Origin of the sequence: Paraburkholderia sp. DD10 (assembly GCF_049177125.1) — a bacterium.
Lineage (GTDB): Bacteria > Pseudomonadota > Gammaproteobacteria > Burkholderiales > Burkholderiaceae > Paraburkholderia > Paraburkholderia terricola.
On record NZ_CP185393.1, the window covers coordinates 3,882,769 to 3,909,759 of the forward strand.

General features: G+C 64.8%; 19 protein-coding genes. 8 read left to right on the forward strand and 11 right to left on the reverse strand.

The genetic code is table 11. The annotated features are described in order from the left end of the window. The first annotated feature begins 1 nt into the window (after position 1). Positions 2 to 874: a 16S rRNA (adenine(1518)-N(6)/adenine(1519)-N(6))-dimethyltransferase RsmA gene (rsmA, locus tag ACOCG7_RS32950; RefSeq protein WP_114161882.1), complete on the forward strand. Its 873-nt coding sequence runs from the start codon at positions 2 to 4 to the stop codon at positions 872 to 874. Positions 875 to 967: 93 nt separating this feature from the next. Here the strand turns inward: rsmA and ACOCG7_RS32955 are convergent, their stop codons facing one another. Then, on the reverse strand, positions 968 to 1,903 hold the full coding sequence (locus tag ACOCG7_RS32955) for a DMT family transporter (RefSeq protein WP_114161883.1): 936 nt from the start codon (positions 1,901 to 1,903) through the stop codon (positions 968 to 970). Between the two features lie 287 nt (positions 1,904 to 2,190). Between ACOCG7_RS32955 and ACOCG7_RS32960 the strand changes: the two genes are divergently transcribed. From ACOCG7_RS32960 to ACOCG7_RS32970, 3 genes are all read left to right on the forward strand, one after another. Then, positions 2,191 to 3,312 (forward strand): porin, encoded by a 1,122-nt coding sequence (locus ACOCG7_RS32960; protein ID WP_114161884.1) that lies wholly within the window; start codon positions 2,191 to 2,193, stop codon positions 3,310 to 3,312. 87 nt (positions 3,313 to 3,399) lie between these two features. Further along, on the forward strand, positions 3,400 to 3,786 hold the full coding sequence (gloA, locus tag ACOCG7_RS32965) for a lactoylglutathione lyase (RefSeq protein WP_073428257.1): 387 nt from the start codon (positions 3,400 to 3,402) through the stop codon (positions 3,784 to 3,786). 33 nt (positions 3,787 to 3,819) lie between these two features. After that, on the forward strand, positions 3,820 to 4,218 hold the full coding sequence (locus ACOCG7_RS32970) for a DUF4440 domain-containing protein (protein ID WP_073428256.1): 399 nt from the start codon (positions 3,820 to 3,822) through the stop codon (positions 4,216 to 4,218). 6 nt (positions 4,219 to 4,224) lie between these two features. Here the strand turns inward: ACOCG7_RS32970 and ACOCG7_RS32975 are convergent, their stop codons facing one another. The 8 genes from ACOCG7_RS32975 to ACOCG7_RS33010 all read right to left on the reverse strand — a co-directional run bounded on the left by ACOCG7_RS32975 (position 4,225) and on the right by ACOCG7_RS33010 (position 13,355). Next, positions 4,225 to 5,127 carry a M48 family metallopeptidase gene (locus ACOCG7_RS32975; protein WP_114161885.1) on the reverse strand — a complete coding sequence of 301 codons (903 nt, stop codon included), beginning with the start codon at positions 5,125 to 5,127 and terminating at the stop codon, positions 4,225 to 4,227. Positions 5,128 to 5,171: 44 nt separating this feature from the next. After that, the gene (locus ACOCG7_RS32980; protein ID WP_073428254.1) at positions 5,172 to 5,930 is read right to left on the reverse strand and encodes a lysophospholipid acyltransferase family protein; all 759 of its coding nucleotides are present in this window, start codon (positions 5,928 to 5,930) and stop codon (positions 5,172 to 5,174) included. 40 nt (positions 5,931 to 5,970) lie between these two features. Further along, positions 5,971 to 6,525 (reverse strand): D-glycero-beta-D-manno-heptose 1,7-bisphosphate 7-phosphatase, encoded by a 555-nt coding sequence (gene gmhB / locus ACOCG7_RS32985; RefSeq protein ID WP_073428253.1) that lies wholly within the window; start codon positions 6,523 to 6,525, stop codon positions 5,971 to 5,973. A gap of 10 nt (positions 6,526 to 6,535) precedes the next feature. Then, on the reverse strand, positions 6,536 to 8,635 hold the full coding sequence (glyS, locus tag ACOCG7_RS32990; RefSeq protein ID WP_114161886.1) for a glycine--tRNA ligase subunit beta: 2,100 nt from the start codon (positions 8,633 to 8,635) through the stop codon (positions 6,536 to 6,538). 15 nt (positions 8,636 to 8,650) lie between these two features. After that, entirely contained in the window at positions 8,651 to 9,658 is a 1,008-nt protein-coding gene (glyQ, locus tag ACOCG7_RS32995; protein WP_073428304.1) for a glycine--tRNA ligase subunit alpha, read from the reverse strand. A 136-nt stretch (positions 9,659 to 9,794) separates the two neighbouring features. Further along, on the reverse strand, positions 9,795 to 11,405 hold the full coding sequence (locus ACOCG7_RS33000) for an FMN-binding glutamate synthase family protein (protein WP_114161887.1): 1,611 nt from the start codon (positions 11,403 to 11,405) through the stop codon (positions 9,795 to 9,797). Positions 11,406 to 11,645: 240 nt separating this feature from the next. Next, positions 11,646 to 12,815 carry a tRNA 2-thiouridine(34) synthase MnmA gene (gene mnmA, locus ACOCG7_RS33005; protein WP_114161888.1) on the reverse strand — a complete coding sequence of 390 codons (1,170 nt, stop codon included), beginning with the start codon at positions 12,813 to 12,815 and terminating at the stop codon, positions 11,646 to 11,648. Between the two features lie 57 nt (positions 12,816 to 12,872). After that, positions 12,873 to 13,355 carry an NUDIX hydrolase gene (locus ACOCG7_RS33010; RefSeq protein WP_073428249.1) on the reverse strand — a complete coding sequence of 161 codons (483 nt, stop codon included), beginning with the start codon at positions 13,353 to 13,355 and terminating at the stop codon, positions 12,873 to 12,875. A gap of 274 nt (positions 13,356 to 13,629) precedes the next feature. On the opposite strand from ACOCG7_RS33010, the gene ACOCG7_RS33015 reads away from it, so the two are divergent. The 3 genes from ACOCG7_RS33015 to ACOCG7_RS33025 are packed head-to-tail and all read left to right on the forward strand — an operon-like array spanning position 13,630 to position 16,581. Beyond that, complete coding sequence (locus ACOCG7_RS33015) at positions 13,630 to 14,772, forward strand: Re/Si-specific NAD(P)(+) transhydrogenase subunit alpha (RefSeq protein WP_114161889.1); 1,143 nt, start codon at positions 13,630 to 13,632, stop codon at positions 14,770 to 14,772. Between the two features lie 25 nt (positions 14,773 to 14,797). Further along, positions 14,798 to 15,127 (forward strand): NAD(P) transhydrogenase subunit alpha, encoded by a 330-nt coding sequence (locus ACOCG7_RS33020; RefSeq protein WP_073428247.1) that lies wholly within the window; start codon positions 14,798 to 14,800, stop codon positions 15,125 to 15,127. After that, positions 15,127 to 16,581 (forward strand): NAD(P)(+) transhydrogenase (Re/Si-specific) subunit beta, encoded by a 1,455-nt coding sequence (locus ACOCG7_RS33025; protein WP_114161890.1) that lies wholly within the window; start codon positions 15,127 to 15,129, stop codon positions 16,579 to 16,581. Before ACOCG7_RS33020 ends, ACOCG7_RS33025 begins: the two co-directional genes overlap by 1 nt. A 46-nt stretch (positions 16,582 to 16,627) precedes the next feature. Here the strand turns inward: ACOCG7_RS33025 and ACOCG7_RS33030 are convergent, their stop codons facing one another. Further along, positions 16,628 to 17,368, reverse strand: a complete 741-nt coding sequence (locus ACOCG7_RS33030) for a helix-turn-helix transcriptional regulator (protein WP_073428245.1) — start codon at positions 17,366 to 17,368, stop codon at positions 16,628 to 16,630. A 153-nt stretch (positions 17,369 to 17,521) separates the two neighbouring features. Beyond that, a complete protein-coding gene (locus tag ACOCG7_RS33035; protein WP_083084589.1) occupies positions 17,522 to 17,905 on the reverse strand; it encodes a VOC family protein in 384 nt (127 codons plus the stop codon). 333 nt (positions 17,906 to 18,238) lie between these two features. Between ACOCG7_RS33035 and ACOCG7_RS33040 the strand changes: the two genes are divergently transcribed. Beyond that, positions 18,239 to 26,986: a hemagglutinin repeat-containing protein gene (locus tag ACOCG7_RS33040; RefSeq protein WP_114161891.1), complete on the forward strand. Its 8,748-nt coding sequence runs from the start codon at positions 18,239 to 18,241 to the stop codon at positions 26,984 to 26,986. Positions 26,987 to 26,991 lie beyond the last annotated feature (5 nt).

The following is a 26,991-nucleotide window of genomic DNA, read 5'->3' on the forward strand; positions in this document are numbered from 1 at the left end:
GATGTCCACCAGCAGACAGCAACAGGGCCGGCACCAAGGTCATATCGCACGCAAGCGTTTCGGTCAGAACTTCCTGGTCGACATGGGCGTGATCGATTCGATCGTCGACGTCATCCGGCCGCGGCGCGGCGAACGCATGGTCGAGATTGGCCCGGGTCTCGGCGCGCTCACCGAACCGCTGATCGAACGTCTAGCGACGCCCGAGTCGCCGTTGCACGCCGTCGAACTCGACCGCGATCTGATCGGGCGTCTCAAGACGAAATTCGGCGACCTGCTGCAACTGCATGCGGGCGACGCGCTCGCCTTCGACTTCGGCTCGCTGGCCGCGCCCGGAGATAAAGCGTCGCTGCGCATCGTCGGCAATCTGCCGTACAACATTTCGAGCCCGCTGCTGTTTCATCTGACCGCGTTCGCGCAGCGCGTCATCGATCAGCACTTCATGCTGCAGAACGAAGTCGTCGAGCGGATGGTGGCGGAGCCGGGCACCAAGGCGTTCGGCCGTCTTTCGGTGATGCTGCAATACCGTTACGTGATCGACAAGCAGCTCGACGTGCCGCCCGAAGCCTTCAATCCGCCGCCCAAGGTCGACTCGGCGATCGTGCGGATGATTCCCTACGAACTGCATGAACTGCCGGCCGTGAACGAGCGCGTGCTCGGCGAAGTGGTGACGGCGGCGTTCTCGCAGCGCCGCAAGATGCTGCGCAACACGTTGGGCGCGTTTCGCGATTCGGTGGACTTCGACGCGCTCGGCTTCGATTTGCAGCGTCGCGCGGAAGATGTGCCGGTTGCCGAATATGTGCGCGTGGCGCAGGTGGTTCAGGCGCTGCCGTCGCGCGGCGCGGCAGCCGGTGGGAGCGACGCGGACGAAGCTTGAGTCGACGCGTGCCGTGTCTGTCAGTCACAAACAGGTTCGTTCGAACGAGGCGCGCCATGCGCTTGCCGGCGCACCTGAAAATCTCCTCAGCCCTTAACCGGCAACCCGTTTTGCCGGCGCGTTGACGAGCGCAATGCCGGTCAATACCAGCATCGCCGCCATCAGAAAGCGCAGGCTGAACGATTCGCCCAGCAACAGCACGCCGAAGGTCACGCCGAACAGCGGCGTCAGGAACGAGAACACCGACAGGCGCGATGCGCTATACCGCGTCAACAACCAGAACCACACCAGATAGCTGACGAACGCGACCACCACCGCCTGATACGCGAGGCTCATCACGGCCAGCGGCGTGACGGCTTCGACGCGCGCCTGGCCGAGTCCCAGCGCTAGCGCGAGCAGCACCACCGCCGACACCGTCAGTTGATAGAACAGCGTCTTGCTGGCGCTCGATTGCGCGAGACGCGTGGCGCGCACGACCACCGTGGTCGCGGCCCAGGCGACGCCGGCCAGCACGCCGAGCGCGTCGCCGGCGACCCCTCGCAGCGTCGAGCCCTGCGCCGGATGGCCGTGCAGAAAGCCGTCCGCGAACGCCAGCGTCATGCCCGCGAACGCCGCGAAGATGCCGACCCACTGAATCCGCCGCATGCGCTCGCCGTCGACGAACCAGTGCAGGCCGAGCGCCGTGAAGCAGGGCGCGGTGTACAGAAAGACCGCCATGCGCGACGCGCTGGTCAGCGTCAGACCGAGAAAAATGCACACGAATTCGCCGGCGAACAGCACGCCCGCGAACAGGCCGGCGGCGAGCGTGCCGTCGTCGCGAAAGAGCGGCGTGCCGCGCGAACGCGCCCAGCCCCACACCAGCACGGCGGCGATCGCCGAGCGCAAGCCCGCCTGAAAGAGCGGCGGCAGCGCCGCGTTGGTGCTCTTGATCGCGACTTGCTGGAGTCCCCAGATCGCGCACAAACCGATCATCAGCACGATCGCGAAGCTATCGGGGGCGCGGCGCGCGGGCAGGGCGGTAGTGCTCATGGGGGGATGGCCATATGAAGGGTCGGTGATTGCTGGCCGTACGATAACAAACCTGCCCGCCGAGCTTCGCGATGACCCCACCGCCCGCGCGTGCTTCGTTCTTCGCCGCCCACGATTCGCGGACTTAACAACACCCACGTCACACTAATTTCTTACCGTTGCCGTTTCGCGCTAAGGTTGCGCCACATGCGTTTCGTCGGGTGGACCGTGCGTGTGATGAGTCGATTCGTGCCGCCAAAACAGACGAACCGTATCCGCACAATGCGGAACCCGGACGAGGAGACGAGATGAGCAAGGCAAGGAGGTGGACGGCGATCGTGATGCCCGCGGCGCTGGCGTCGTTGGCTTGCCCGATGGCGCAGGCTCAGTCCAGTGTGACGCTGTACGGCGTGGTCGACGAAAGCGTGCGTTATCTGACCCACGCCAACAAGGCCGGCGATTCGTCGCTCGGGCTCGGCGCCGGCGGCATGACGGAGAGCCGCTGGGGGCTCAAGGGCGTCGAGGACCTGGGCGGCGGCTGGTCGACTTTCTTCAAGCTGGAAAACCGTTTTTATATCAACGGCGGGCAGAGCGACCCCACCTTGCCGTTCTTCAACGAAGCACAAGTGGGCATCCGCTCGAATGTTTATGGCCAGGTGATCATTGGGCGTCAGTACAACCTGATGATCGAAGGCATTTCGGTGGCCGGCTACGGCAGCAATCTCTGGATCCCCTACGATTTCAGCTTCCAGCCGGAAGTGACGATGACCGGCGGTATCTGGACCAGCAACCAGGTGCAGTATCAGGCGCGATATAACGGCTTCAATTTCGCCGCGGGCTACGCGTTCGGCGGCAACGCGGGCAATTCATACGGCAGCCAGATCGGCGCGGCCGCGGCTTATGCGCCGGCGGGCGGTCTGTTCAGCATTGGCGGCGCCTATGAAGTATCGAAGGATTCGGTCAACGGCTCGTCCGCCACGGCATGGACCTTCGGCGGCTCGTACACGTGGAACAAGACCCGCTTTTCCGCAGGCTATATCGTCAATCAGAACGACGCCGGCTTTTCGACGTTCGCCAACGGGCCGTTCTCCGCGGCCGCGCTCGTGGCGCTGAAGTACACGGACTTTTCGCGGCGCCGCATGATCATGGGCGGCATCACGCAGCAAGTCGGCAATGCATGGCACCTCGCCGCGAACGTGTGGCGCACGCTGCAGGACGGCAAGCGCGCCGCGCAGGACGGCTCCGCCTGGCAGTATCAACTGGTCGCCGACTACGACCTCTCGAAGCGCACCGACGTCTATCTGGAAGGCGATTACTCGCTCTATCGGGGCGGTCTGATCGGCGCGCAACTGCAAGGCGTGAACGGCGCGGGACTCGCGCAGAAGGGCACGCAGATCGGCTTGATGGCGGGCGTGCGGCATCGGTTCTGAGCACGCCTCGCGGCGTGTGGCGCGCTGCAGCGCCGCGTGATTCCGGGTACATTGACGGTCTCCATATCACGCAACAGGGAGTGCACAATGCGCCTGCTTCACACCATGCTCCGGGTCGGCGACCTGGACCGTTCCATCGCTTTCTATACCGAACTCCTCGGCATGAAACTGCTGCGCCGTGACGACTATCCCGACGGCAAATTCACGCTGGCCTTCGTCGGCTACACGGACGAGCGCGACGGCACGGTCATCGAACTGACGCACAACTGGGACACCCCGTCCTACGATCTCGGCAACGGTTTCGGGCATCTGGCCGTCGAGGTTGAAGATGCGTATGCCGCATGCGAAAAGATCAAGGCCCAGGGCGGCAACGTCGTGCGCGAAGCGGGCCCGATGAAGCACGGCACCACGGTGATCGCGTTCGTGACGGACCCGGACGGCTATAAGATCGAGTTCATCCAGAAGAAGAAATGACGTAAGACACGCGTCCCTGGCCGAGATCGGGCAATGAATAACAGCAATCCCTACTTCAAGGAACTCGACGACATCCACGTCGAAATCGAGGCTCTGTTCGACGGCTCAGCGGATGACGGTGCGCTCGAGCGCATCATGGCGCGTTTCGCCGAGCCATTCACGTTGATCATGCCGTCCGGTCTCGTGCTGGATCACGCCGCGTTGCGCGAGACCTTCGCGAAGCTGCGCGGCGCGCGTCCCGGCTCGCGGATCAGCATCCGCGATAGAGAGATCGTCGCCGACTATCCGTCGGGCGCGGTGGTGAAATATCGGGAGTATCAGCGCGACAACGCGGGCAACGCGAACGTGCGGCGCTCCACGGCGGTGATGAACCTCGACGCGCACGGCAGGGTGACGTGGCGCCATTTGCAGGAAACGTTCTGCACTGAGTGAGCCGCATCAAAGCGTCGGCAGCAACTCCGGCGGATGCGACTTCAACGTCTGCCGCGCTTCGCGGAACTCGGGAAAAATCGACTCGACCGTTTGCCAGAAGCGCGGACTGTGATTCATCTCACGCAAATGCGCGAGTTCGTGCGCGACGACGTAATCGATGATCGAAAGCGGAAAATGGATCAGCCGCCAGTTCAGGCGAATCTTGCCGTCGCTCGAACAACTGCCCCAGCGCGTGGCCGCCGACGAGAGCGCATAGGCGCGATAGTTCACGCCCAGCTTCTCCGCGTAAATCGCCAGACGCTCGCCGAACACGCGCTTCGCTTCGCCTTGCAGCCAGCCTTGCACGCGGTCCTTGATCTGCTGCGGATCCGCTTGCAGCGGCAACGGCAGTTGCAGCGCCGCATCGTCCACGCTGAACGCGAGCGTGCCTTGCGGCGAACCGAGTGTCACGCGCACCGGCTGGCCGAGATACGGCACTTGCGCGCCGTCTTTCCAATCGACCTTCGGCAACGCGCGCTGCTCCACACGTGTTTGCCATTCGATCAGCTTCGTGAAAATCCACCGCTGCTTCTCGGTGATCGCGGTTTCGATATCGGCGAGCGTGACCCAGCGTGGTGCGGTGATCGTGAGACCGGTGCTGTCGATTGCAAAACCAATCGAGCGGCGCGCGGAACGCTTGAGCGCGTAATGGAGCGTGCGTGAACCGAGCGCGAGGCTGCGCAATTTGCTGCCGTCCGGCGCGAGCGGCACGGCCGGTTGCTGGCCGCCTTGCGAGCCCGTTGAAGAGCCGGGCGCAGGCGCGGACGGTGACGGTGACGACGACGTCGATCCCGGCTCGGCAAAAAGCGGGAGATCGAGCTGCCGGTTATCGAGCGCCGCAGCGGGTTGCGGCGTAGGAGACTTCTGCATCGGATTAGGCTTCGCGCAAATACGCCTTCGAGGGCGTGGGCGCGTCAGATTGGTGCGGCGGCGGAACTGCTTTCCGCCGCGCGGTACGCGGTTGGATCGATGCGACGCATTTCAGCTTCGATCCACTTTTCGACGCGCGTGTTCACTTCGTCGGGCGTGAGCCCCGTCGTCTCAATCGGCTTGCCGATCGACACTGTGACTATACCCGCATATTTGAGAAACGAGTTGCGAGGCCACACGCGTCCGGCGTTGTGCGCGATCGGCACGACGGGTGCGCCGGTGGCGATCGCAAAACGCGCACCGCCGGTTTTGTATTTGCCCTGCTTGCCGGTCGGCGTGCGCGTGCCTTCCGGAAACATGATGACCCATGCGCCTTCGGCCATGCGCGCCTTGCCTTGCCTGATGACCGACTCGAACGCGTACTTGCCTTCCTTGCGGTCGATGTGAACCATCTTCAGCATGCCGAGCGCCCAGCCGAAGAACGGCACGTACAGCAGCTCGCGCTTGAACACGTAGCACAGCGGCCGCGGCATCAACGCCGGAAACGCCAGCGTTTCCCATGCGGATTGATGCTTGGACAGCAGCACGGCGGGACCGTCGGGCAGGTTCTCATAGCCTTCGATCCTGTAGCGGATGCCGTTCAGCCAACGCACCGTGTTGAGCGTGGCGCGGCACCAGCCGGCCGCCATCCAGTAGCGGTGGTCGGCGCGCATGAACGGGAACGCGATGAAGCACGCGGTTGCGTACGGCACCGTGAACAGAACGAAGTAGATCAGCAGCAGGAAAGAACGAATGAAGCGCATCGGCGTGGTCGGTGAGGGTTGGGGACGCGCGTGGCGCGCGTCACTCTTGAGCGTCGGCGAGGAAGTCGAGCACGAACGCGCGCAGATCGTCGTGGACGCGCGTGCCCTCGGGCAGGCCGCCGGCCGCGAGCGTCTTACGGCCCTTGCCGGTCAGCACCAGATGAATCGGGCAGCCGAGCGCGGCGCCCGCTTGCAGATCGCGCAGCGAATCGCCGACCGTGGGCGTATGTTCCGGATCGACGTCGAAGCGCTCGATGATCATCTGCAGCATGCCCGGCTTCGGCTTGCGGCACTCGCAGTGGTCGTCCGCCGTGTGCGGGCAGAAGAACACTGCGTCGATGCGCCCGCCGACCGCCGCCGCCATGCGATGCATTTTCAGATGCATCGCGTTGAGCGCGTTCATGTCGAAGAGCCCGCGGCCGATGCCGGACTGGTTGGTCGCAACCGCGACGCGATAACCGGCCTGGCTCAGCCGCGCGATGGCTTCGAGCGAGCCGGGCAGCGCGACCCATTCGTCGGGCGACTTGATGAACGCGTCGGAGTCGGCGTTGATCACGCCGTCGCGGTCGAGGATCACCACTTTTTTGGTCGGCATGGCGCGGGGCTCAGGCGGCGAGTCGCGAAATGTCGGCGACGCAATTCATCTGCTGATGCAGCGCGCCGAGCAAAGCCAGCCGATTGGCGCGCAGCGCGGCATCGTCGGCGTTCACCATCACGTCGTTGAAGAACGTGTCGACCGATTCGCGCAATGCGGCGAGCGCGGTTAGCGCGCCCGTGTAGTCGCGTGCGGCAAGCTGCGATTGCACGCGCGGCGCGACCTGTTCGAGCTGCGCATGCAGGGCTTTTTCCGCCGATTCGACGAGCAGCGCGGCCTGCACGCCGCCGTTCGTCGCGCCTTCCGACTTCTTCAGGATGTTGGAAATGCGCTTGTTGGCCGCGGCGAGCGATGCTGCTTCGGCGAGTGCCGCGAATTCGCGCACCGCATCCAGACGCGCGACGATGTCGTCGAGACGCGTGGGATCGAGCGCCAACACCGCGTCGATTTCGCCCGGCGCGTAGCCGCGTTCGCGCAGCAGACCGCGCAGACGGTCCATGCAGAATTCGTAGATCGCCTGCGTGGAATCGGCGACGTTCGGCACCGCGGCGAATTGCGCGTAAGCGGTGCGCAGCAGTTCGATCACGTCGACCGGCAGTTGCTTCTCGACGAGGATGCGCAGCACGCCGAGCGCGTGACGGCGCAGCGCGAACGGATCTTTTTCGCCGGTGGGTTGCAGGCCGATGCCCCAGATGCCGACCAGCGTTTCGAGCTTGTCGGCCAGCGCGACGACGGTGCCGGTTGCGGTGGCCGGCAATGCGTCGCCGGAGAAGCGCGGCTGATAGTGTTCCGAGCACGCGAGCGCGACTTCTTCCGGCTCGCCGTCGTGGCGCGCGTAGTACGTGCCCATCGTGCCTTGCAGCTCGGGGAATTCGCCCACCATGTCGGTGATCAGATCGGCCTTTGCGAGACGCGCGGCGCGCATGGCGAGCGCCACGTCCGCGCCGATCAACCCGGCGATCGCGCCGGCCAGCGCTTCGACGCGCTCGACGCGTTGCAGCGCCGAACCCAACTTGTTGTGATACACGACGTTCGCGAGCAGCGGCACGCGCTCGGCGAGCGGCTTCTTCTTGTCCTGCTCGAAGAAGAACTTCGCGTCGGCCAGGCGCGGACGCACCACACGCTCGTTACCTTCGACGATATCGCCCGGCGTGGCCGTTTCGATGTTCGACACGATCAGGAAGCGCGAGCGCAGCTTGCCGTTCGCATCCGTGAGCGCGAAGTATTTCTGGTTCGTCTGCATCGTCAGGATCAGGCATTCCTGCGGCACTTGCAGGAACTCGTCCTCGAAACGGCAGGCGTAGACCACCGGCCATTCGACCAGCGACGTCACTTCATCCAGCAGCGCTTCGGGCATCACCACCTGATCGCCGTCGGCTTGCGCGAGCAGGTGCGTGCGGATGGTTTCCTTGCGGTCGGAGAAATTGGCGACCACGCGGCCTTTGTGCATCAGCGTGTCGGCATAGGCGTCCGCGTGCTGGATCTGCACGAAGCCTTCGGACAGGAAGCGGTGGCCGAGCGTGGTGTCGTCGGCGTCGATGCCGAGCGCGCTGACCGGCACGATCCGCTCGCCGTGCAGTGCGGTGAGACGATGCGCGGGACGCACGAACTGCACATTGGTGCCGTCCGGGCGCTGATACGTCATGAACCTCGGAATCGGCAGCTTGCCGAGCGTTTCGTCGAGCGCGCTTTGCAGTCCTTCGGCGAGCGTGGCGCCGGGCGCCGCGTAACGCAGGAAGAAGGCCTCCGCCTTGCCGTCTTGCGCGCGCTCCAGGTCGCTCACTGAAAAATCGGGGAAGCCGAGCGCGGCGAGTTTCTTGGCGAGCGGCGCGGCGGGCTGGCCGTCTTTATCCAATGCGACGGAAACCGGCAGCACTTTTTCGCGCATGTGTTTTTCCGGCGCGACCGCACGCACGTTTTTAATCGTGACGGCGAGACGGCGCGGCGTTGCGTAGCGTTCGAACGACAGGTCGCCTTCGATCAGGTCGCGCGCCGCGAGGCGCTGCGCAATGCCTTCGGCGAAGGCCTCGCCGAGACGCGCGAGCGCCTTGGGCGGCAGTTCTTCGGTCAGCAGCTCGACGAGCAGGGTAGCTTGATGGGGATGAGTCATTTCTTGGTGTTCTCGTCAGTCCTGGTCGATCTTGCGTTCGACTTTCAGCGGCGGCGCCCAGGCGGGCATCGCGGCATCTTGCGCGTCGGTGGTGAGGCCGGGCACGCCGTGCACCGGATTGCCGAGCATCGGGAAGCCGAGCTTTTCGCGCGAATCGTAGTAAGCCTGCGCGACCAGCTTCGATAGCGCACGAATGCGGCCGATATACGCCGCGCGCTCCGTGACGGAAATGGCGCCGCGCGCGTCGAGCAGATTGAAGGTGTGACCGGCCTTCAGCACCAGTTCGTAGGCGGGCAGCGCGATTTGCGCCTCGATCATGCGCCTCGCTTCCGCCTCGTAGCTGTTGAAGATCGAGAACAGCAACTCGACGTTCGCATGCTCGAAGTTATACGTGGACTGTTCGACTTCGTTCTGGTGGTACACGTCGCCGTAGGTCAGGCGGCGGATTTCGGGGCCGTTCGGACCTTGTTCTTCCCATTCGGTCCAGACGAGGTCGTAGACGTTCTCGACCTTCTGCAAGTACATGGCGAGGCGTTCGAGACCGTAGGTGATTTCGCCGAGCACCGGCTTGCAATCGAGACCGCCCACTTGCTGGAAGTAGGTGAACTGCGTCACTTCCATGCCGTTCAGCCACACTTCCCAGCCGAGGCCCCATGCGCCGAGCGTGGGGTTTTCCCAATCGTCCTCGACAAAACGCACGTCGTTCTGCTTCAGGTCGAAGCCGAGCGCTTCGAGCGAGCCGAGGTACAGATCGAGGATATTTTCCGGCGCCGGCTTGAGCACCACCTGGTACTGGTAGTAATGCTGAAGGCGGTTCGGGTTCTCGCCGTAGCGGCCGTCTTTCGGACGGCGCGACGGTTGCACATAGGCGGCGCGCCACGGTTCCGGGCCGACCGCGCGCAGAAACGTATGAACGTGGGACGTGCCCGCGCCGACTTCCATGTCGATCGGCTGGAGCAATGCGCAACCCTGCTTGTCCCAGTAGGACTGCATTGTCAGGATGATTTGCTGAAACGTGAGCATGAAGTGCCTTTCGGGCATGGGGTCGCGCCGCGAGCGCCGAAGCGCGCGAGGCGACCGTGGAGCGAAGTGCTAAACCTTGGATTTTAACGGAAAGGGGAGGGGGGTGTCCGTTTTGCGGGGTCGGACGGAATCCGACTCAAGCCACCGCCAACCCCACCTTCGGCGCAAAGGAATCGCTTTGCGCCACCGGCCACCACTTCTCATACAGCGAATAGCGATAGGTGCCGTTCAGCAGATCGTTCGGCTCCAGATACTTCAACAACTCCGACATCAACCGCACCTCATGCGACGACACCCGTCGCACGATGTGATGCGCGCGTAATTCCGCCGGATGCTTCAAGCCCGCCGCCTGAATGATTTCCTTCAGCGCATGCAGCGTGTTGTGATGGAAGCTGAACACGCGGTCGGCCTTATCCGGCACGACGAGCGCACGCTGGCGCACCGGGTCCTGGGTCGCGACGCCGGTCGGACAGCGCCCGGTGTGGCAGGTCTGCGCCTGAATGCAGCCGACCGCGAACATGAAGCCGCGCGCCGCGTTCACCCAGTCGGCGCCGATCGCCAGCGTGCGCGTGATGTCGAATGCGGTGATCATCTTGCCGCTCGCGCCGATGCGGATGCGTTGCCGCAAGCCGATGCCGACCAGCGTGTTGTGCACGAGCAGCAGCCCTTCCTGCAACGGCACGCCCACGTGGTCGGTGAATTCCAGCGGCGCCGCGCCCGTGCCGCCTTCCGCGCCGTCCACGACGATGAAGTCCGGCAAGATTCCCGTCTCCAGCATCGCCTTCGCAATGCCGAAGAATTCCCACGGATGGCCGATGCACAGCTTGAAGCCGGTCGGCTTGCCGCCGGACAGCGTGCGCAAGCGGTCGACGAATTCGAGCAGGCCGCGCGGCGTCGAGAACTCCGAATGGGTGGCGGGCGAAATGCAATCGCGGCCCATCGGCACGCCGCGCGTTTCGGCGATTTCCGGCGTGATCTTGGCGGCCGGCAGCACGCCGCCGTGACCGGGCTTCGCCCCTTGCGAGAGCTTCACTTCGATCATCTTCACCTGCGGCTCGGCGGCCTGCCTTGCGAATTTTTCCGCGCTGAAGGAGCCGTCGTCGTTGCGGCAGCCGAAGTAGCCCGACGCGATTTCCCAGATGATGTCGCCGCCATGCTCGCGGTGATACTTGGACATCGAGCCTTCGCCCGTGTCGTGCGCGAAGTTGCCTTTCTTCGCGCCGAGGTTCAGCGCCATGATCGCGTTCGCGGACAGCGAGCCGAAGCTCATCGCGGAGACGTTGAAGATCGACATCGAGTAAGGCTGCGCGCGCTCGCCTCCCACTACGATGCGAAAGTCGTGGCTATCCAGCCTGGTCGGCGCGAGCGAATGACTGATCCATTCGTGCGCGACGGCCTTCACGTCGAGCTCGGTGCCGTAAGGGCGGCTGTCGACGTCGTTCTTCGCGCGCTGGTAGACGATGCTGCGCTGAGCGCGCGAGAACGGCTTCTCGTCGGTATCGTTCTCGACGAAATACTGGCGGATTTCCGGGCGGATGAATTCGAACAGAAAGCGCAAGTGTCCCCACAACGGATAGTTGCGCAGAATCGCGTGGCGCTGCTGCGCCAGGTCGAATACCCCGAGCGCGACGAGCGCCGCCGGCACGATGAGCCAGAACCACGCAATGCGGTGCGTTGCGGCGAGCGCCGCGCAAACGGCGAGCAGCACGGCTGCGCACCACATGGCCAGATAACGCCGAGAAAACATGGAGACTCCGGTGCAGTGAGGATCGTCATGGCGGGATCGTCGGCGCGGATTGCGCCGGCGGAATCCGCCCACGAGGGAAAACGAACGACTGCTTCTTATGGTGAAGCTGGCTGCGACTTGAAGATGCAACGCACGCGTGGAGCGCGCAGTGTCGAATCAGAAGACGCGGTGTGAACTTGAAGCGTAAAGATAAAACGCGTGCGGCGATGACGAGCCTTGCCGCACGGTGCAACGCGGCGCCTAGCGAGCGGTCAGCAGCGCGGCCGTTTGCGGCTGACGTGCCGTCGGCTGCCCGGTCACCGCGTGTTCGATGATGCCGCCGCCGAGACACACGTCGCCATCGTAGAGCACCGCCGATTGCCCCGGTGTGACAGCCCATTGCGCAGTGTCGAAGTTCAGCGCGAAGAGGCCTTCGCCGGCGTTTGCCGCGCTTGCAGCCGCGCTTGCAGCCGCACCGAACGTGCAGCGCGCATCCGCTTGCCGGTAACGGGTTTTCGCGCCGCACGCAAAGCCGTCCGCGGGCGGCTCGCCCGCGACCCAGCTCGTATTGCCCGCAGTGAGCGTATGGCTGAGCAGCCACGGATGGTCGTGGCCCTGCGCGACGTACAACGTGTTCGACGGAATGTCCTTGCCGGCGACGAACCACGGCTCGCCGCTGCCGTCCTTGCTGCCGCCGAGGCCGATACCCTTGCGCTGGCCGAACGTGTAGAACGCGAGGCCGATGTGTTCGCCGACCACTTTGCCGTCGGTGGTTTTCATCGGGCCCGGCCTGGTCGGCAGATAGCGATTCAGAAAATCGCGGAACGGCCGTTCGCCGATGAAGCAGATGCCCGTCGAATCTTTTTTCTTCGCGTTCGGCAGGGCGATCTGTTCGGCGATCTCCCGCACCTTGGTCTTGGGAATCTCGCCCAACGGAAACAGCGTCTTCGATAACTGCGCCTGATTCAGCCGATGCAGGAAGTACGACTGATCCTTCGTATGGTCGAACGCCTTCAGCAATTCGAAGCGGCCGTTGTTCTCACGCACGCGTGCGTAGTGGCCGGTCGCGATGGTTTCCGCGCCGAGCGACATTGCATGGTCGAGAAAGGCCTTGAACTTGATTTCGGCGTTGCACAGCACGTCCGGATTCGGCGTGCGGCCGGCCGAATATTCGCGCAGGAATTCGGCGAACACGCGGTCCTTGTATTCGGACGCGAAGTTGACCGCTTCGACGTCGATGCCGATCAGGTCCGCCACCGACACGACGTCGATCCAGTCCTGCCGCGTCGAGCAGTATTCGCTGTCGTCGTCGTCTTCCCAGTTTTTCATGAACAGGCCGACCACGTCGTAGCCCTGTTCCTTCAGCAGCCATGCGGTCACCGACGAATCGACGCCGCCCGACATGCCTACTACGACTTTCTGCTTGCTCATAAGATGCTCACTGGGTACTGCGTGACTTCATTGATCGTGGGTTGGCCGCTCATCAGGCTACGGCCGTTTTTGCGCGACCGAATGCGTATGCACGAAGTCGAGCGGGAAACGCCGGCCCGCGAGGTAGTCGTCGAGGCATTGCATGACGAGCGGCGTGCGATGCCGTTCGGCACAGGCGCGCAATTCGTCGGCGCTCATCCACAGCGTGCGGGCGATGTCGGGATCGAGCGCGCACTCCGCGTTCGGTTCGCCGCCCGTGCCGCAATAGGTGAAGCGCAGATACGTCACCCCCTCGCTGCCGGGCCGCTCGAAATGCGTCATGTACATGCCGACCAGCGCTTCGGGTTCGAAGGGATGGGCGGTTTCCTCGAGCGTTTCGCGGATTACCGCTTGCAGAAGCGTTTCACCCGCCTCCAGATGGCCGGCGGGCTGATTCAGGCGCAGGCCGTCGGCGGTATTTTCCTCGACCATGAGAAAGCGCCCGTCGCGCTCGACGATGGCCGCGACGGTCACGTGCGGCAACCAGGTTTCCGGTTTCATGGCTGCGCATTTTACCGTTTATGGGCGGGGGCTGCCGGAATGCGGGCGACCGCTCGCCTTGGCTGGCGGCAGGCGCATGGGCCGGAGAGCCGGCGATTGCGTGCGCAGCGGCTGCGATGTGCAAGCCGCCCGCCCGGCCGGGCGCCCCCGGATTGTCCCCGATTTCTGCGCACCCCCGTGTTTCGGTTAAAGTGAGGCGTTAGCCGTTGCACTCGTAAGCCGGCGTGCCTCGTCGGCGATCTGTCGTAAAACAGGAAGTCGAGGAGGAACAACGATGCACATCGGAGTGCCAGCCGAGACGCGCGCGCACGAAACCCGCGTCGCCGCGACGCCCGAAACGGTCAAGAAGTACGTGGCCCAGGGCCATCGGGTCACCATCCAGAGCGGCGCCGGTTCCGGCGCGAGCTTTCCTGACGATGCCTTCACAGCCGCCGGCGCCGAAATCGTCGACGCGGCCACCGCGTTCGGCGCCGATCTCGTCCTCAAGGTGCAGTCTCCAACCGATGCCGAACTGCCGCTCCTCAAGCGCGGCGCGACGCTGATTGGCATGCTCGATCCGTTCAACGCCGAAAACGCGTTGAAACTCGCGGCAGCCGGCGTCACCGCCTTCGCGCTCGAAGCCGCGCCGCGCACCACGCGCGCGCAGAGCCTCGACGTGTTGTCGTCACAGGCGAACATCGCGGGATATAAGGCGGTGCTGCTGGCGGCCACGCTTTATCCGCGCTTCATGCCGATGTTGATGACCGCCGCGGGCACCGTGAAAGCGGCGCGCGTGCTGATTCTCGGCGCGGGCGTGGCGGGTTTGCAGGCGATCGCGACCGCCAAGCGCCTGGGCGCGGTGATCGAAGCGTCCGACGTGCGTCCGGCGGTGAAGGAGCAGATCGAATCGCTCGGCGCCAAGTTTCTCGACGTGCCCTACGAAACCGACGAGGAGCGCGAAGCCGCGCAGGGCGTCGGTGGTTATGCGCGGCCGATGCCGCCGTCGTGGCTGCAACGGCAATCCGCGCTCGTTCATGAGCGCGCGAAACAGGCCGATGTGGTGATCGCCACCGCGCTGATTCCTGGCCGCGCCGCGCCGACGCTGATCTCGGTGGAAACGGTGCAGGCGATGAAACCCGGCTCGGTGCTGATCGACCTGGCGGCGGGCCGCGGCGCGGAGTACGAAGGCCGGCGCGGCGGCAACTGCCCGCTCACCGAGGCGGACCAGGTCGTGAGCAAACACGGCGTGACGATCGTCGGCTATACGAATCTGGCCTCGATGGTGCCCGCCGACGCGTCGTCTTTATACGCGCGCAACCTGCTCGACTTCCTCAAGCTGATCATCACGACGGAAGGCGCCCTGAACATCGATCTCGCGGACGATATCGTCGCGGCCACGCTGCTGGCCCGCGACGGCGAAGTCACGCGCAAGACATAAAACGAATCCACCAGGAGAAACGGCGATGGAAGTGCTCAACCACACCGTCATCAATCTGATCATCTTCGTGCTGGCGATTTACGTCGGCTACCACGTGGTCTGGAATGTCACGCCCGCGTTGCACACGCCGCTGATGGCCGTGACCAACGCGATCTCGGCGATCGTGATCGTCGGCGCGATGCTCGCAACCGGCCTCACGCTCGGCGCGCCCGGCAAGTTCTTCGGCACGCTCGCCGTCGCGCTCGCGGCGGTCAACGTGTTCGGCGGCTTTCTCGTGACGCGGCGAATGCTGGAGATGTTCCGCAAGAAAGAGCCGAAGAAACTCATCGCGGACAAGACCAAGGGGAACGCGTAATGAGCCTGAACCTCGTCACGCTGCTTTATCTGGTCGCGTCGGTCTGCTTCATTCAGGCGCTCAAGGGGCTGTCCAATCCGAAGACGGCGCGCATCGGCAATACCTTCGGCATGGTCGGGATGGCGATCGCGATCCTCACCACCATCGCGCTGATCGCCAAACAGGCCACCACGCTCGGCTCGAATCTGGGCCTCGGGCTCGGCTTGCTGCTGGTTGCGTTGGTGATCGGCGGCGCGGTCGGCGCGTTCGTCGCGGCGCGCGTCGAGATGACCAAGATGCCGGAACTGGTCGCGGCGATGCACTCGCTGATCGGTCTTGCCGCTGTCTGCATCGCGTATGCGGTGGTGTCGGAGCCCTCGGCGTTCGGCTTGATCGATCCCGAGAACCCGGTGCCGGGCTTTCTGCCGTATGGCAATCGCGTCGAGCTATTCATCGGCACGTTCGTCGGCGCGATTACGTTCTCCGGATCGGTGATCGCGTTCGGCAAGCTGTCGGGCAAGTACAAGTTCCGGCTGTTCCAGGGCGCGCCGGTGGTGTACGGCGGTCAGCATCTGATCAACCTCATGCTCGCGATTGGGATGCTCGGCTTCGGCATCATCTTCTTTCTCACGCAGTCGTGGCTGCCGTTCATCATCATGACGATCATCGCGTTCGTGCTCGGCGTGTTGATCATCATCCCGATCGGCGGCGCGGACATGCCGGTGGTGGTGTCCATGCTCAATTCGTACTCGGGCTGGGCGGCGGCGGGCATCGGCTTCTCGCTGAACAATCCGATGCTGATCATCGCGGGCTCGCTCGTCGGCTCGTCGGGTGCGATCCTGTCGTACATCATGTGCCGCGCGATGAACCGCTCGTTCTTCAATGTGATTCTCGGCGGCTTCGGCAATGAGCCGGGTGCGGCGGCGGCGGGCGGCGCGGCGGAGCAGCGTCCGGTGAAATCGGGTTCGGCCGACGATGCGTCGTTCATGCTCGGCAACGCGGAAACGGTGGTGATCGTGCCGGGTTACGGTCTCGCGGTGGCGCGCGCGCAGCATGCGTTGAAGGAGCTGACCGACAAACTGGTCGAGAAGGGCATCGAGGTGAAGTACGCGATTCACCCGGTGGCCGGACGGATGCCGGGTCACATGAACGTGTTGCTCGCCGAAGCCGAAGTGCCTTACGACATGGTGTTCGAGATGGACGACATCAACGGCGAGTTCGGTCAGGTGGACGTGGTGCTGGTGCTCGGCGCGAACGACGTGGTGAACCCGGCGGCGAAGAACGACCCGAAGTCGCCGATCGCGGGCATGCCGATCATCGAGGCGTACAAGGCGCGCACCGTGATCGTCAACAAGCGTTCGATGGCGGCGGGCTACGCCGGTCTCGACAACGATCTCTTCTACATGGACAAGACGATGATGGTGTTCGGCGACGCGAAGAAGGTGATCGAGGATATGGTGAAGGCGGTCGAATAAGCACGCGTTGGCGATTCGCGGCTTGCCTCGCGGCGGGCCGCGATTTTTATTTCGGCTTCGCGTTCACATGCCGCAACAGGTCCGCGAGCCGCCTGCCTTCCTGATCCGGATAGGGTTCGCGCATCTGAAGATCCCGGATCTTCTCCAGCCCGAAATTGCGGAAGTCGCCGCGCAATTCACACCACGCGCCGAGGGTCCAGCGTGCGCCCCAATAGGCGAGCGCGAGCGGCCAGACGCGGCGCTCGGTCGCCGCGCCGTTCACGTCGGTATAGGCAAAGCTCACCACATGTCTTGCATCGATCGCCCGATGCAGCGCGTCCAGTTGCGCGGAGAAATCGCTCTTGATGTGAAACGACGGCGCGAAGATCGCGAGGCGTTCGAGCGTCGCGCGCTTGTCGGCGGGCATTGCCGAGGCGATCTTCGCGAGCGCCCCGCGTGCGCCGCTCGCAAAGCCGGCGCCGCCCCACGATTCGAGCATCCGCGCGCCGGCGGCGAGCGCGGCCAGTTCGTCGGCGGTGAAGGTGAGCGGCGGCAGACTCGCCGCGCGGCTCAACCGGTAGCCGATGCCGGCTTCGCCTTCGATCGGCACGCCCGACAGTTGCAGATCGCGCACGTCGCGATAGACGGTGCGCAGTGAGATGTTCAGCCAGTCGGCGAGTTGTTGCGCGGTGGTCAGGCGCCGTCCGCGCAGCAGTTCGGCGATCTGGAACAGGCGGTCGGCGCGGCGCGTCATCGTGGGCGTCTTGTAGAAAAGGACGGGAACAGTTCCGCGATGATAGCGCCGCATGCCGCGCTCCGGTTTGCGTTTCGGTCTGCGCTACGCTCAGCCGTTGCGCGGCGCTTGCGCGGGCCCTGGACGTTGCTATGACGTTGCCGTGCAGGCTGTGCACGTTGTACGTGAGCGCTGCGCCGCGCCGCGCCGCGTCGTGTCGTGTCGCCGTTAACCGTTGGTCCGCGAATGCAGGCCGAGGCGGTTGCCTTCCGTATCCGTGAAAAACGCAATGTAGCCGATGTCCTGCGGCAGCTTGATCACCGGTCCGTCGGTCTTGCCGCCGGCCTGCTCGACACGGGCGAGCGCGGCGTCGACGGTCGGCTGCGCGTTCAGATAGACGAGCACGCCGTCGCCGGTGGGCGTCATCGACGGACTGTGGACGATCGCGCCGCCCGTCGCCGGTTCTTCATAGCCGAAGACCGCGATCGGCTGGCCGCCGATTTCCTGGCGATTCAGTTCGACGTCGAGCGCGGCTTCGTAAAAGCGAACGGCGCGATCGAAGTCGATCGACGGAATCTCGAACCATGCAACAACTTTGGATGATGCGGACATGACATTCTCCTGTGACGGGCGGGTAAGCCGGGTAAAGCGCCGGATGGCGTGAGGAGAAGTGTGCGGGGGTGCTGCTGACAGCGTGGTGTCAGTAGGGTGTGCCGCGACGCGGGTTGCGGAGAAAACGTTGGCAGAAGTTAGACGCCGACAACAGCGATAGTCTTTGCCCGCGTCGTGCGTTTTTTTCGCCCGCATGGGCTGGAAGAACCGTCAATCAGACGACGTTGATTCGATGTGAAGTGTTGCGCGCGGGCCGATGTTGACAAACCTTGACAGTGGTATTCGTCGGGTTCCACTACGTTACGGGTCCGTTACTGATTTCGCGCAACAGCAATGAACCGAGGAACGCACAGGCTGGTGTTCAGCCGACTGAGAGGCATGCTGGTCGCCGTCGAGGAAACCGCCACGGCGACCGGCAGGAACGCAGGCCAGACGCGCATCCGCGCACGCCGCACGGCATCAGACCGTGACGCGCTGTTCACACTGCGGCAGATCGCCTTCGCCGCCCTGGCGCTGCTCGGCGCATTGCCTGCGATCTCGGGCGCGCAGATCGTTCCCGGTGGCGCGCATGCGCCCTCCGTCATCCAGACGCAGAACGGCCTCGATCAGGTGAACATCAACCGGCCGTCCGGCGCCGGTGTTTCGGTGAATACCTACGGCCAGTTCGACGTGCAGCAGCGCGGCGCGATCCTGAACAACTCGCCGACCATCGTGCAGACGCAGCAGGCGGGCATGATCAACGGCAACCCGAACTTCGGCCCCGGCCAGTCCGCGCGGATCATCGTCAACCAGGTCAACAGCGGCGCGGCGAGCCAGATCAACGGGCATCTGGAAGTCGCGGGCCAGCGCGCGGAAGTCGTGATCGCGAACGGCTCGGGCATCAGCGTGAACGGCGGCGGCTTCATCAACACGTCGCGCGCGATCCTGACGACAGGCACGCCGAACTTCGCAGCGGACGGCTCGCTGACGGGTTTCAATGTGACGGGCGGCAACATTACCGTGCAGGGCGCGGGGCTGAATGCGTCGAACGTCGATCAGGTCGATCTGATCGCGCGCGCGGTGCAGGCGAACGCGGCGATCCATGCGAAAAACCTGAATGTCGTCACGGGTGCGAATGCGGTCGGGCACGACACGCTCACGACCACCCCAATCGCGGGCGATGGTCCGGCGCCGGGTGTGTCGATCGACGTGAGCAACCTGGGCGGCATGTACGCGAACCGCATCGTTCTCGTCGGTACGGAGAACGGCGTCGGCGTGTCGAACAGGGGCGTGCTCGCGGCGCAGGCGGGTGATCTGATCCTGACCGCGCAGGGCAGGCTCGTGCTGGCGGGGCAGACCAACGCGAGCGGCAGCATCAATGTATCCGCTCGCGATGGCATCGACAACAGCGGCACCACCTACGCGCAGCAGAACGTCACGGCGGACACGTCGGGCGCGCTCACGAACAGCGGCGTGCTCGCCGCGCAGCAGAACACAAATGTCAATGCAGGCAGCGTGGCCTCGACCGGCACACTCGGCGCGGGTGTGAACGGCGACGGCACGATTGCCAATGCGGGCGACCTGTCGGTTTCCGCCCAGGGCGCGCTCAGCGCGACCGGCCGTAACGAAGGCGGCGGCAACACGACGATCCAGGGCGCGTCCGTCAGTCTCGCCGGCAGCAACACGTCGGCGAATGGCACGCTGACGCTGGCGGCATACAGTGGCGACCTGGATCTGTCTGGTGCGACGACGACGGCAGGCGGCGCGCTCGACGCGAGCGCAGCGGGCACGCTCACCAACGACCACGGCAACCTGTCCGGCGGGTCGGTCCAGGTGACGGCGGCGAACGTGTCGAACCGCGGCGGTCAGTTCGTTTCGGGCGGCGCACTCAACGTCACGTCGGCGGGCGGCCTGTCGAACCAGGGCGGAACGATCCAGGCAGCGGGCGCACTGTCCGCCGCTACCGGTTCGCTCGAGAACACCGCGGGTCGCATCGTGTCGCTCGGCAGCGACGGGATGACCCTCACGACGACGGGCGCGCTCGTCAACGGGACGGGCGGCACCATCGGCACAAACGGCGCGTTGAATGCGTCAGCGGGCACGCTCGCGAACCAGGGGAAAATCAGCGCGGCGAGCGATGCCCGGGTTCGCGCGCAGGGCATCGACAATCACGCTGGCACGATCGGCGCCGGCGGCGCGCTCGATGTCACCACGACCGGCGCACTGAACAATGCGGCCGGCACGCTGTCAGGCGCGGCGACCACCGTGTCAGCGGCATCCATCGACAACACGAGCGGCGGCATCGAAGGCGATACGCTGGCTGTCTCGGCATCGGGCGACCTCACCAATCGCAGCGGCAGGCTCACGCAGTACGGCACAAGCGATCAGACCGTCAGCGCGGGTGGCACGCTCGACAACACGGGCGGCACGATCGCCTCGAACGGGAACAGCCTGACGGTGTCGGGCCGGTCGGTCGCGAATGACAGCGGCACGCTCCAGCACGCGGGCACAGGCTCGCTTGACGTGAGCGCGACGGCGGCGGTCTCGAACGTCGCGGGTACGCTCCAGACGAACGGCGCGCTCGCCGTCAGCGGGGAGCGCCTCGATAACACCCACGGCACGCTGTCCGCGCAGAAAGCGGCTCAGGTCGACGTGGCCTCGGACATCGTGAACCGGAGCGGCACACTGTACGGCCACGACGGCCTGACCCTCACCGCTCAAAGCGGCATCGACAACACGGACGGCTCGGCGCAGACAGCGGGCGACCTGTCGGTGACGGCGGGCGGCGCGCTGTCGAACGCACGGGGCACGCTGACCGCCAACGGCGCGCACGGCGTGGCGAACGTGACGGCGGCGAGCCTCGACAACACGGCGGGCAGGCTGACCAACGCAGGCGACGGCGCGACGACTGTTTCCGCCGCAAGCGTGACCAGCACGGGCGGAACGCTGGGCGGCAATGGCGACGTGACGCTCAACGCCCAGACGCTGGCGAACGACGCGGGCGCAAATCTCGTCGCGGGCGGCGCAGCGAACCTGAACGTCATGCAGGCCGTGAACAACGCGGGCGGCACGATCTTCGGCGGCACGGCGCTGAACCTGAACCAGGCGGGCGCGGCTGTGATCAATGACGGTGGCGCGATCCTGGGCGGGTTGGATGTGTCGGTCAATGTCGCTTCGCTGTCGAACGCGGGCGGTGCGATCCGCGCGAATCGCGACATCTCCGCAAGCGGTACGGTAGCGGGCGACGGCGACATGGTCGCGGGCCGCAACCTGTCGCTCGCGGTCCTCGGCGACTACACCAACAGCGCGGCCAACAACCTGCACGCCGATGGCGACATGAGCGTGAGCGCGACCGGCACGCTGACGAACGCCGGCACGCTCGCGGCGGCGGGCGCATTGACGGCGACGGGCGCGAACGTCGTCAATTCGGCGGGCGCGGACATCAATTCGTCGTCCACGACCGTGAACGCAGTGGGCACGCTCACGAACGATGGACGCATCGAAGGCGACACGGTCACCACCTCCAGCGCGACGCTCGCGAACACCGGTACGGTCATCGGCAACAACGTCACCGTGAACGCGAACGACGTGCGGAATACCGGCGCCGCAGCCGTGATCGCGGGCGCGAACAGCGTCCGTCTGTACGCGCAGAACTCCGTCACCAACGCCGACGGCGCGCTGATCTACAGCGCCGGCAATCTGGAGATCGCGAAGGACGGCACGCGCGACGCGTCGGGCATGCTCGCGAACCAGACCGGCTCGCTCACGAACAGCGCCGCGACCATCGAGGCGGATGGCGATATCGACATCGCCGCGCGCACGGTGAGTAACGTGCGTACGGGTGTTGTCACGCAGGCGGGCACGCCGCAGGATGCGGGCTCGACTACGCTGACGCTCTGGACCGGGGGGATGTCCGTCGATGACCTCGGTTTCTACGACAGTTTCGACTATCCGCAGTGGAGGTGGAGCCCAGGGGCGATCGGCGGGGAGAGTATCGGCAAGTTAATGACGCCGATCACCGTCACGGTTCCAAAATCGCAGGTCGCCAATCTGGACGCAACCAAGCAGACGCTCTCGCTCACGCAGCCGCTGACCGACACGTACATCAGCGCCACGACGCCGCTCGTCGAGGTCTGCAACGCCCACGATTTCTGCAGCCAGCAACACGTCAAGGCGACGCGCACGATCACCAGCAACGCGACGCAGTACTACAACAGCATTACGGACAACGGCAGCACTTACACGATTACCTTGTGGCCGGACTACGATCCGAAGACGAACATCCGGCCTGACCAGGTGGTGGTGCGAACCGACCTCGGCTCGGACAGTCACGACTACGTGGAGATGTCACGCACCTCGACGACGACCACGGCGACCGACCAGCTCGTCAGCGCGGGCAACGCGGCAACGCTCCGGGCCCAGGGCGCGATCCGTATCAACGCGGACGGCGGCAGCATCAGCAACCAGTCGTCCACGATGGCCGCGGGCGGCGATCTGGTTCGCCGCGCCACGGGGGGCAGCGTCGACGATACGGGCATCGTGCTTCAGCAGACCGTCACGCAAGACTCGCAATCGACGTTCTACTGGCACCAGAAAACCGGCGGCAGCAACGACACGCAGGTGATTGGCACCGGCATCACCCAGAGCACGACGAGCGTCGATGCGCTGCCCGCGATTGCCACGTCGAACCAGACGGTGCAGACCGATGCGCGGGATATCAGCATCAATTCGGTCAACCGTCAGGGGCAGACGGTTGCCGGCTCGGGCGTCACAGGCGGTAGCGCTGACGGCACGCAGACAGGCACCATCAGCGGTCAGTCGAGCCGGCCACAGACGGTCGGCGGCGCGACGGGCGGCATTCCGAACCTGAAACTGCCAGTCGGTGGCCTGTACACCTACAACACGGCACCGGGAGCCACCTATCTGGTGGTCACCGATCCGCGCTTCACGCAGTACAGCAGATTCATATCGAGCGACTACATGCTCGGACAGCTCGGGCTCGATCCGCAGAAGATCCAGAAGCGCCTGGGCGACGGGCTCTATGAAGAAAGGCTGATGCGCGACCAGGTCACGCAACTGACCGGCCGCACGTTCCTCGCGGGCTATACGGATAATCTCGCGCAATATACGGCGCTGATGAACAACGGCGTCGCGTATGCGAAGGCGTTCGGGCTGGAACCGGGCATTGCGCTGTCGCCATCGCAGATGCAGCAGCTGACCACCGACATGGTGTGGCTCGTGTCGCAGGACGTGACCTTGCCGGACGGTTCGCACCAGACGGTGCTGGTGCCCCAGGTCTATCTCGCGCAGTCCAGCACGGTTGACTTGGCGCACAGCGGCGCGCTTGTCGCGGGTAATGCGGTGAACCTGAACGCGAGCGGCGACGTGAATAACAGCGGCCACGTCAGCAGCAATCTCGCGACGACCATCATCGGCAACAACATCACGAACCGCGGCGTGATCGGCAGCGCGGGCGCGACGGCTGTCGCAGCGGTCCAGGACGTGCGCAACACGGGCGGCCGGATCGGCGGCGGGGACGTCGTCGTGCAGGCGGGGCGCGATGTCGTCAATGAGACGCAGACCTATGGTGTGTCGAAATCGTTCGGCTCGAACACGCTGACGGGCAGCGTCACGGGAACCGGCGTTGACGCGATCGGCACGATCTCGGCGACGAACAGCGCCACGGTGATAGCCGGGCGCGACGTGAACCTGACGGGCGCGACGATCCAGGCGGGCGGCAACGCCGCCATTGCGGCGGGCCGCGACCTGAACGTCGGCACGATCACGCTGACCAGCACGCAGGACGTCCAGACACACGACGGGCTGAACGGCGGACACGACAGGGTCACGCAGAACCTCGGCAGTGCGATTGTCGCGGGCGGGAACCTCGCGACCGTGTCAGGGCGCGATACCACGTTCACGGGTGCGACGGTGCAGGCAGGCGGCGATGTCGCGATGGTCGCCGGTAACAACCTGACGGTGACGGCGGCGAAGGACACGCATGAGCATCAGGAGCGGTCGATGGGCGGCAGCCTGTCGCATCACACGAGTTCGTCATACGACGAGTCGGTGCAGGGTTCGAATGTGAGCGCGGGCGGCAATGTAACGCTCGCGGCCGGCCAGAGCGGCGGCGGCAATCTCGCGATACTCGGCTCCAGTGTGACCACCGATGCGGCGGGCACGGGTAGCGTCAGACTCGTCTCGACGGGCGACGTGACGATCGGCGGCGTCGGCGAAACGCACGATTCGCAACGCTGGTCGCATGATGAACGTTCGGGCTTCCTGTCGAAACAGAAAACGACCGACGCGGCCAGTTCGCACCAGGTGATCGCGCAGGGCTCGACGGTATCGGGCGATACGGTCACGGGCGCGGCCGGTCACGACATGACGGTCAGCGGTTCGACGATCGCGGCCACGCACGACGTGACGCTCGCGGCGGGCAACAACCTGACCATCAACACCACGCAGGACACGAGTGAGAGCAGCCACTTCCATCAGGAGGTGAAAACCGGTCTGGGCAGTTCGGGCGGGGTCGGCATCTCCTACGGCAAGGTCGACCAGAAGGACACGACGCACGACAGTTCGGTGACGCAGAACGGGAGTCTCGTCGGTAGCACGGGTGGCAGCGTGAATCTGTCCGCGGGGGCGGACCTGCATGTGACGGGCAGCGATCTGATCGCGGCGCGCAACGTGACGGGGACGGGCGCGAATGTGATCATCGATGCGGCCACCGGTACTAGTCATCACGACGAGGTGCATGAGGTTAGCAAGAGCGGTTTTACGCTGGCTGTGAAGGGCGGACTCGTGGATGCGGTGCAGGGCGCAGTCGATCAGGCGCATGCGGCGGGCGATAGCAAAGACTCCCGCGCCTCCGCCCTGCACGCGATTGCCGCAGTCGGGAGCGTGGCTTCGGCGGGCGAAATGGCTGCGGGCGGTGCGCCCGACATGAAGATCGAACTGAGTTACGGCAGCAGCCACAGCAAGGATACCTTCACGGAAGACTCGGCATCCCAGCAGGGCTCGACCGTGCGCGCGGGCGGCACAGCCGCGTTTGCCGCGACAGGCAACGGTACGCCGGGAAGTGGCGACGTGACGATTGCCGGTTCGGACGTGAATGCAAACGACGTGGTTCTCGCCGCAAGGAATCACGTCAATCTCGTCAATACGACGAATACGGACACGACGCGCAGCACGAACCAGTCGAGTAGCGCGAGCGTGGGCGTCTCGTATGGCACGCAGGGCTTTGGCGTGTCGGCGTCGATGTCGAAGGCGCACGGCGACGCGAATAGCGACGCTGCGATGCAGAACAATACGCACATCGATGGTGCGAACAGCGTGAGCATCACATCGGGCGGCGATACGAACATCATCGGTTCGAACGTGAGCGGCAAACAGATTTCCGTTGGCGTGGGCGGCAACCTGAATGTCGCAAGCGTGCAGGACACGACCGTCAGCAGCGCGCATCAGGAAAGCTCGGGCGGCGGCTTCAGCATCAGCCAGGGCGGCGGTGGCGCGAGTTTCAGTTCACAGCACGGCGACGCGCACGGCAACTATGCGGGCGTCAACGAGCAGGCGGGCATTCAGGCGGGCTCGGGCGGGTTCGACATCAACGTGAAGGGCAACACGGACCTCAAGGGGGCCGTGATCGCCGGTGACGCCGACGCGTCGAGGAACACGCTGACAACGGGCACGCTTACCTTCTCCGATATACAGAACCGCTCGGACTACAGTGCGTCGAGCAGCGGGTTCAGCGCGGGCGCGTCCATCGGTGCGCCGGCCAGAGGCACAGGCGTATCCTCGGTCGGAAATGCGGGCGGCGTCACGCCGATGCTGAGCCAGCACGACAGCGGCAGTGATAGCGCGCTGACGAAGAGCGGCATCAGCGCGGGCACGATCAATGTCACGGACAGTGCGCACCAGACGCAGGACGCGGCCAGCCTGAATCGCGACACGACGAACACCAACGGCACGGTCGCAAGGACGCCGGACGTGAACGATCTGCTGAACCGGCAGGCCGACATGATGAACGCGTCGAGCGCGGCGGGCGAAGCGGTGGCGACGCAGATCGGGCAATATGCCGACAGCAAGCAGAAAGATGCCTTGGCCGCCAAGCAGCAGGCCCTTGACGCAAATGACACAGAACTCGCCGCGCAGTACGCGCAGGAAGCGGCTAACTGGGGCGAAGGTGGCACGTATCGCGTGGCGCTGCATACGGCAGGCGGCGGTCTGATCGCAGGCCTGGGTGGTGGCAACGCGCTGGCAGGCGCGGCAGGCGCAGGTCTGTCGTCAGCCCTAGCGGGTAACCTGAACCAGGTCAGCAACGCCGTCTATGATGCGAATCCGACCGGCGACGCTGACACGAACCGCATGCTCGGGAACGTCCTGGCGAATGCGCTGGCGGATGGCGCTGGCGCACTGGTCGGCGGCAATTCGGGGGCGTTCACCGGCTCGAATACCGATCTGTACAACCGGAGCACTTCGTGCGACGGCGCTCATTGCGACGACAGCAATGCAATCGGCAAGGGCAGCGATCCGCTCAATGCCATCCGGGTCGATCTGGTGAACCGCTATTGCGGCGCGGGCAATGTCTGCACCGATGCGCAATACAAGCAAGTTCTCCAGGCGCAGGGCGAACTTTCGCAGGCGGTCAACCAGAACGCGATGGGCGTGGTCGCCGTGGGTGGTGCAACAGCGGCTCTTGCTGCGGCCGCAATTGCTGGACCGGAGGCGCTCGCTGCGTACAAGGCCGCGCAGGCGGGATATTCGCTTTACACGGCGGCGCTCACTGGTGGGGCCGTCTCCGCGGTAGCGTATACATTTACTGGAGCTGCTGCTGCGGCTATCGCGAAGTTCCAAGGCGGCGACGCCGGAACTGCATTTGATCAACACTTTTCGCTATTGGGCCTTGGTGCTGCTACTACAGTTGGCGCAATGAATGGGATTTTTGGTGCCTCGATGTTCAAGTGGGCGGAAATTCCAAACAAACTCACGAATGTAATAACGATACCTGGTGCAGTGATTCGCCTCAATGGGATGGTACAGGGGCAGGCGGCAGGTAAGGCGGCTCAAGCAGCGATAAATCAGCACGAGCAGAATAGATGATTTGG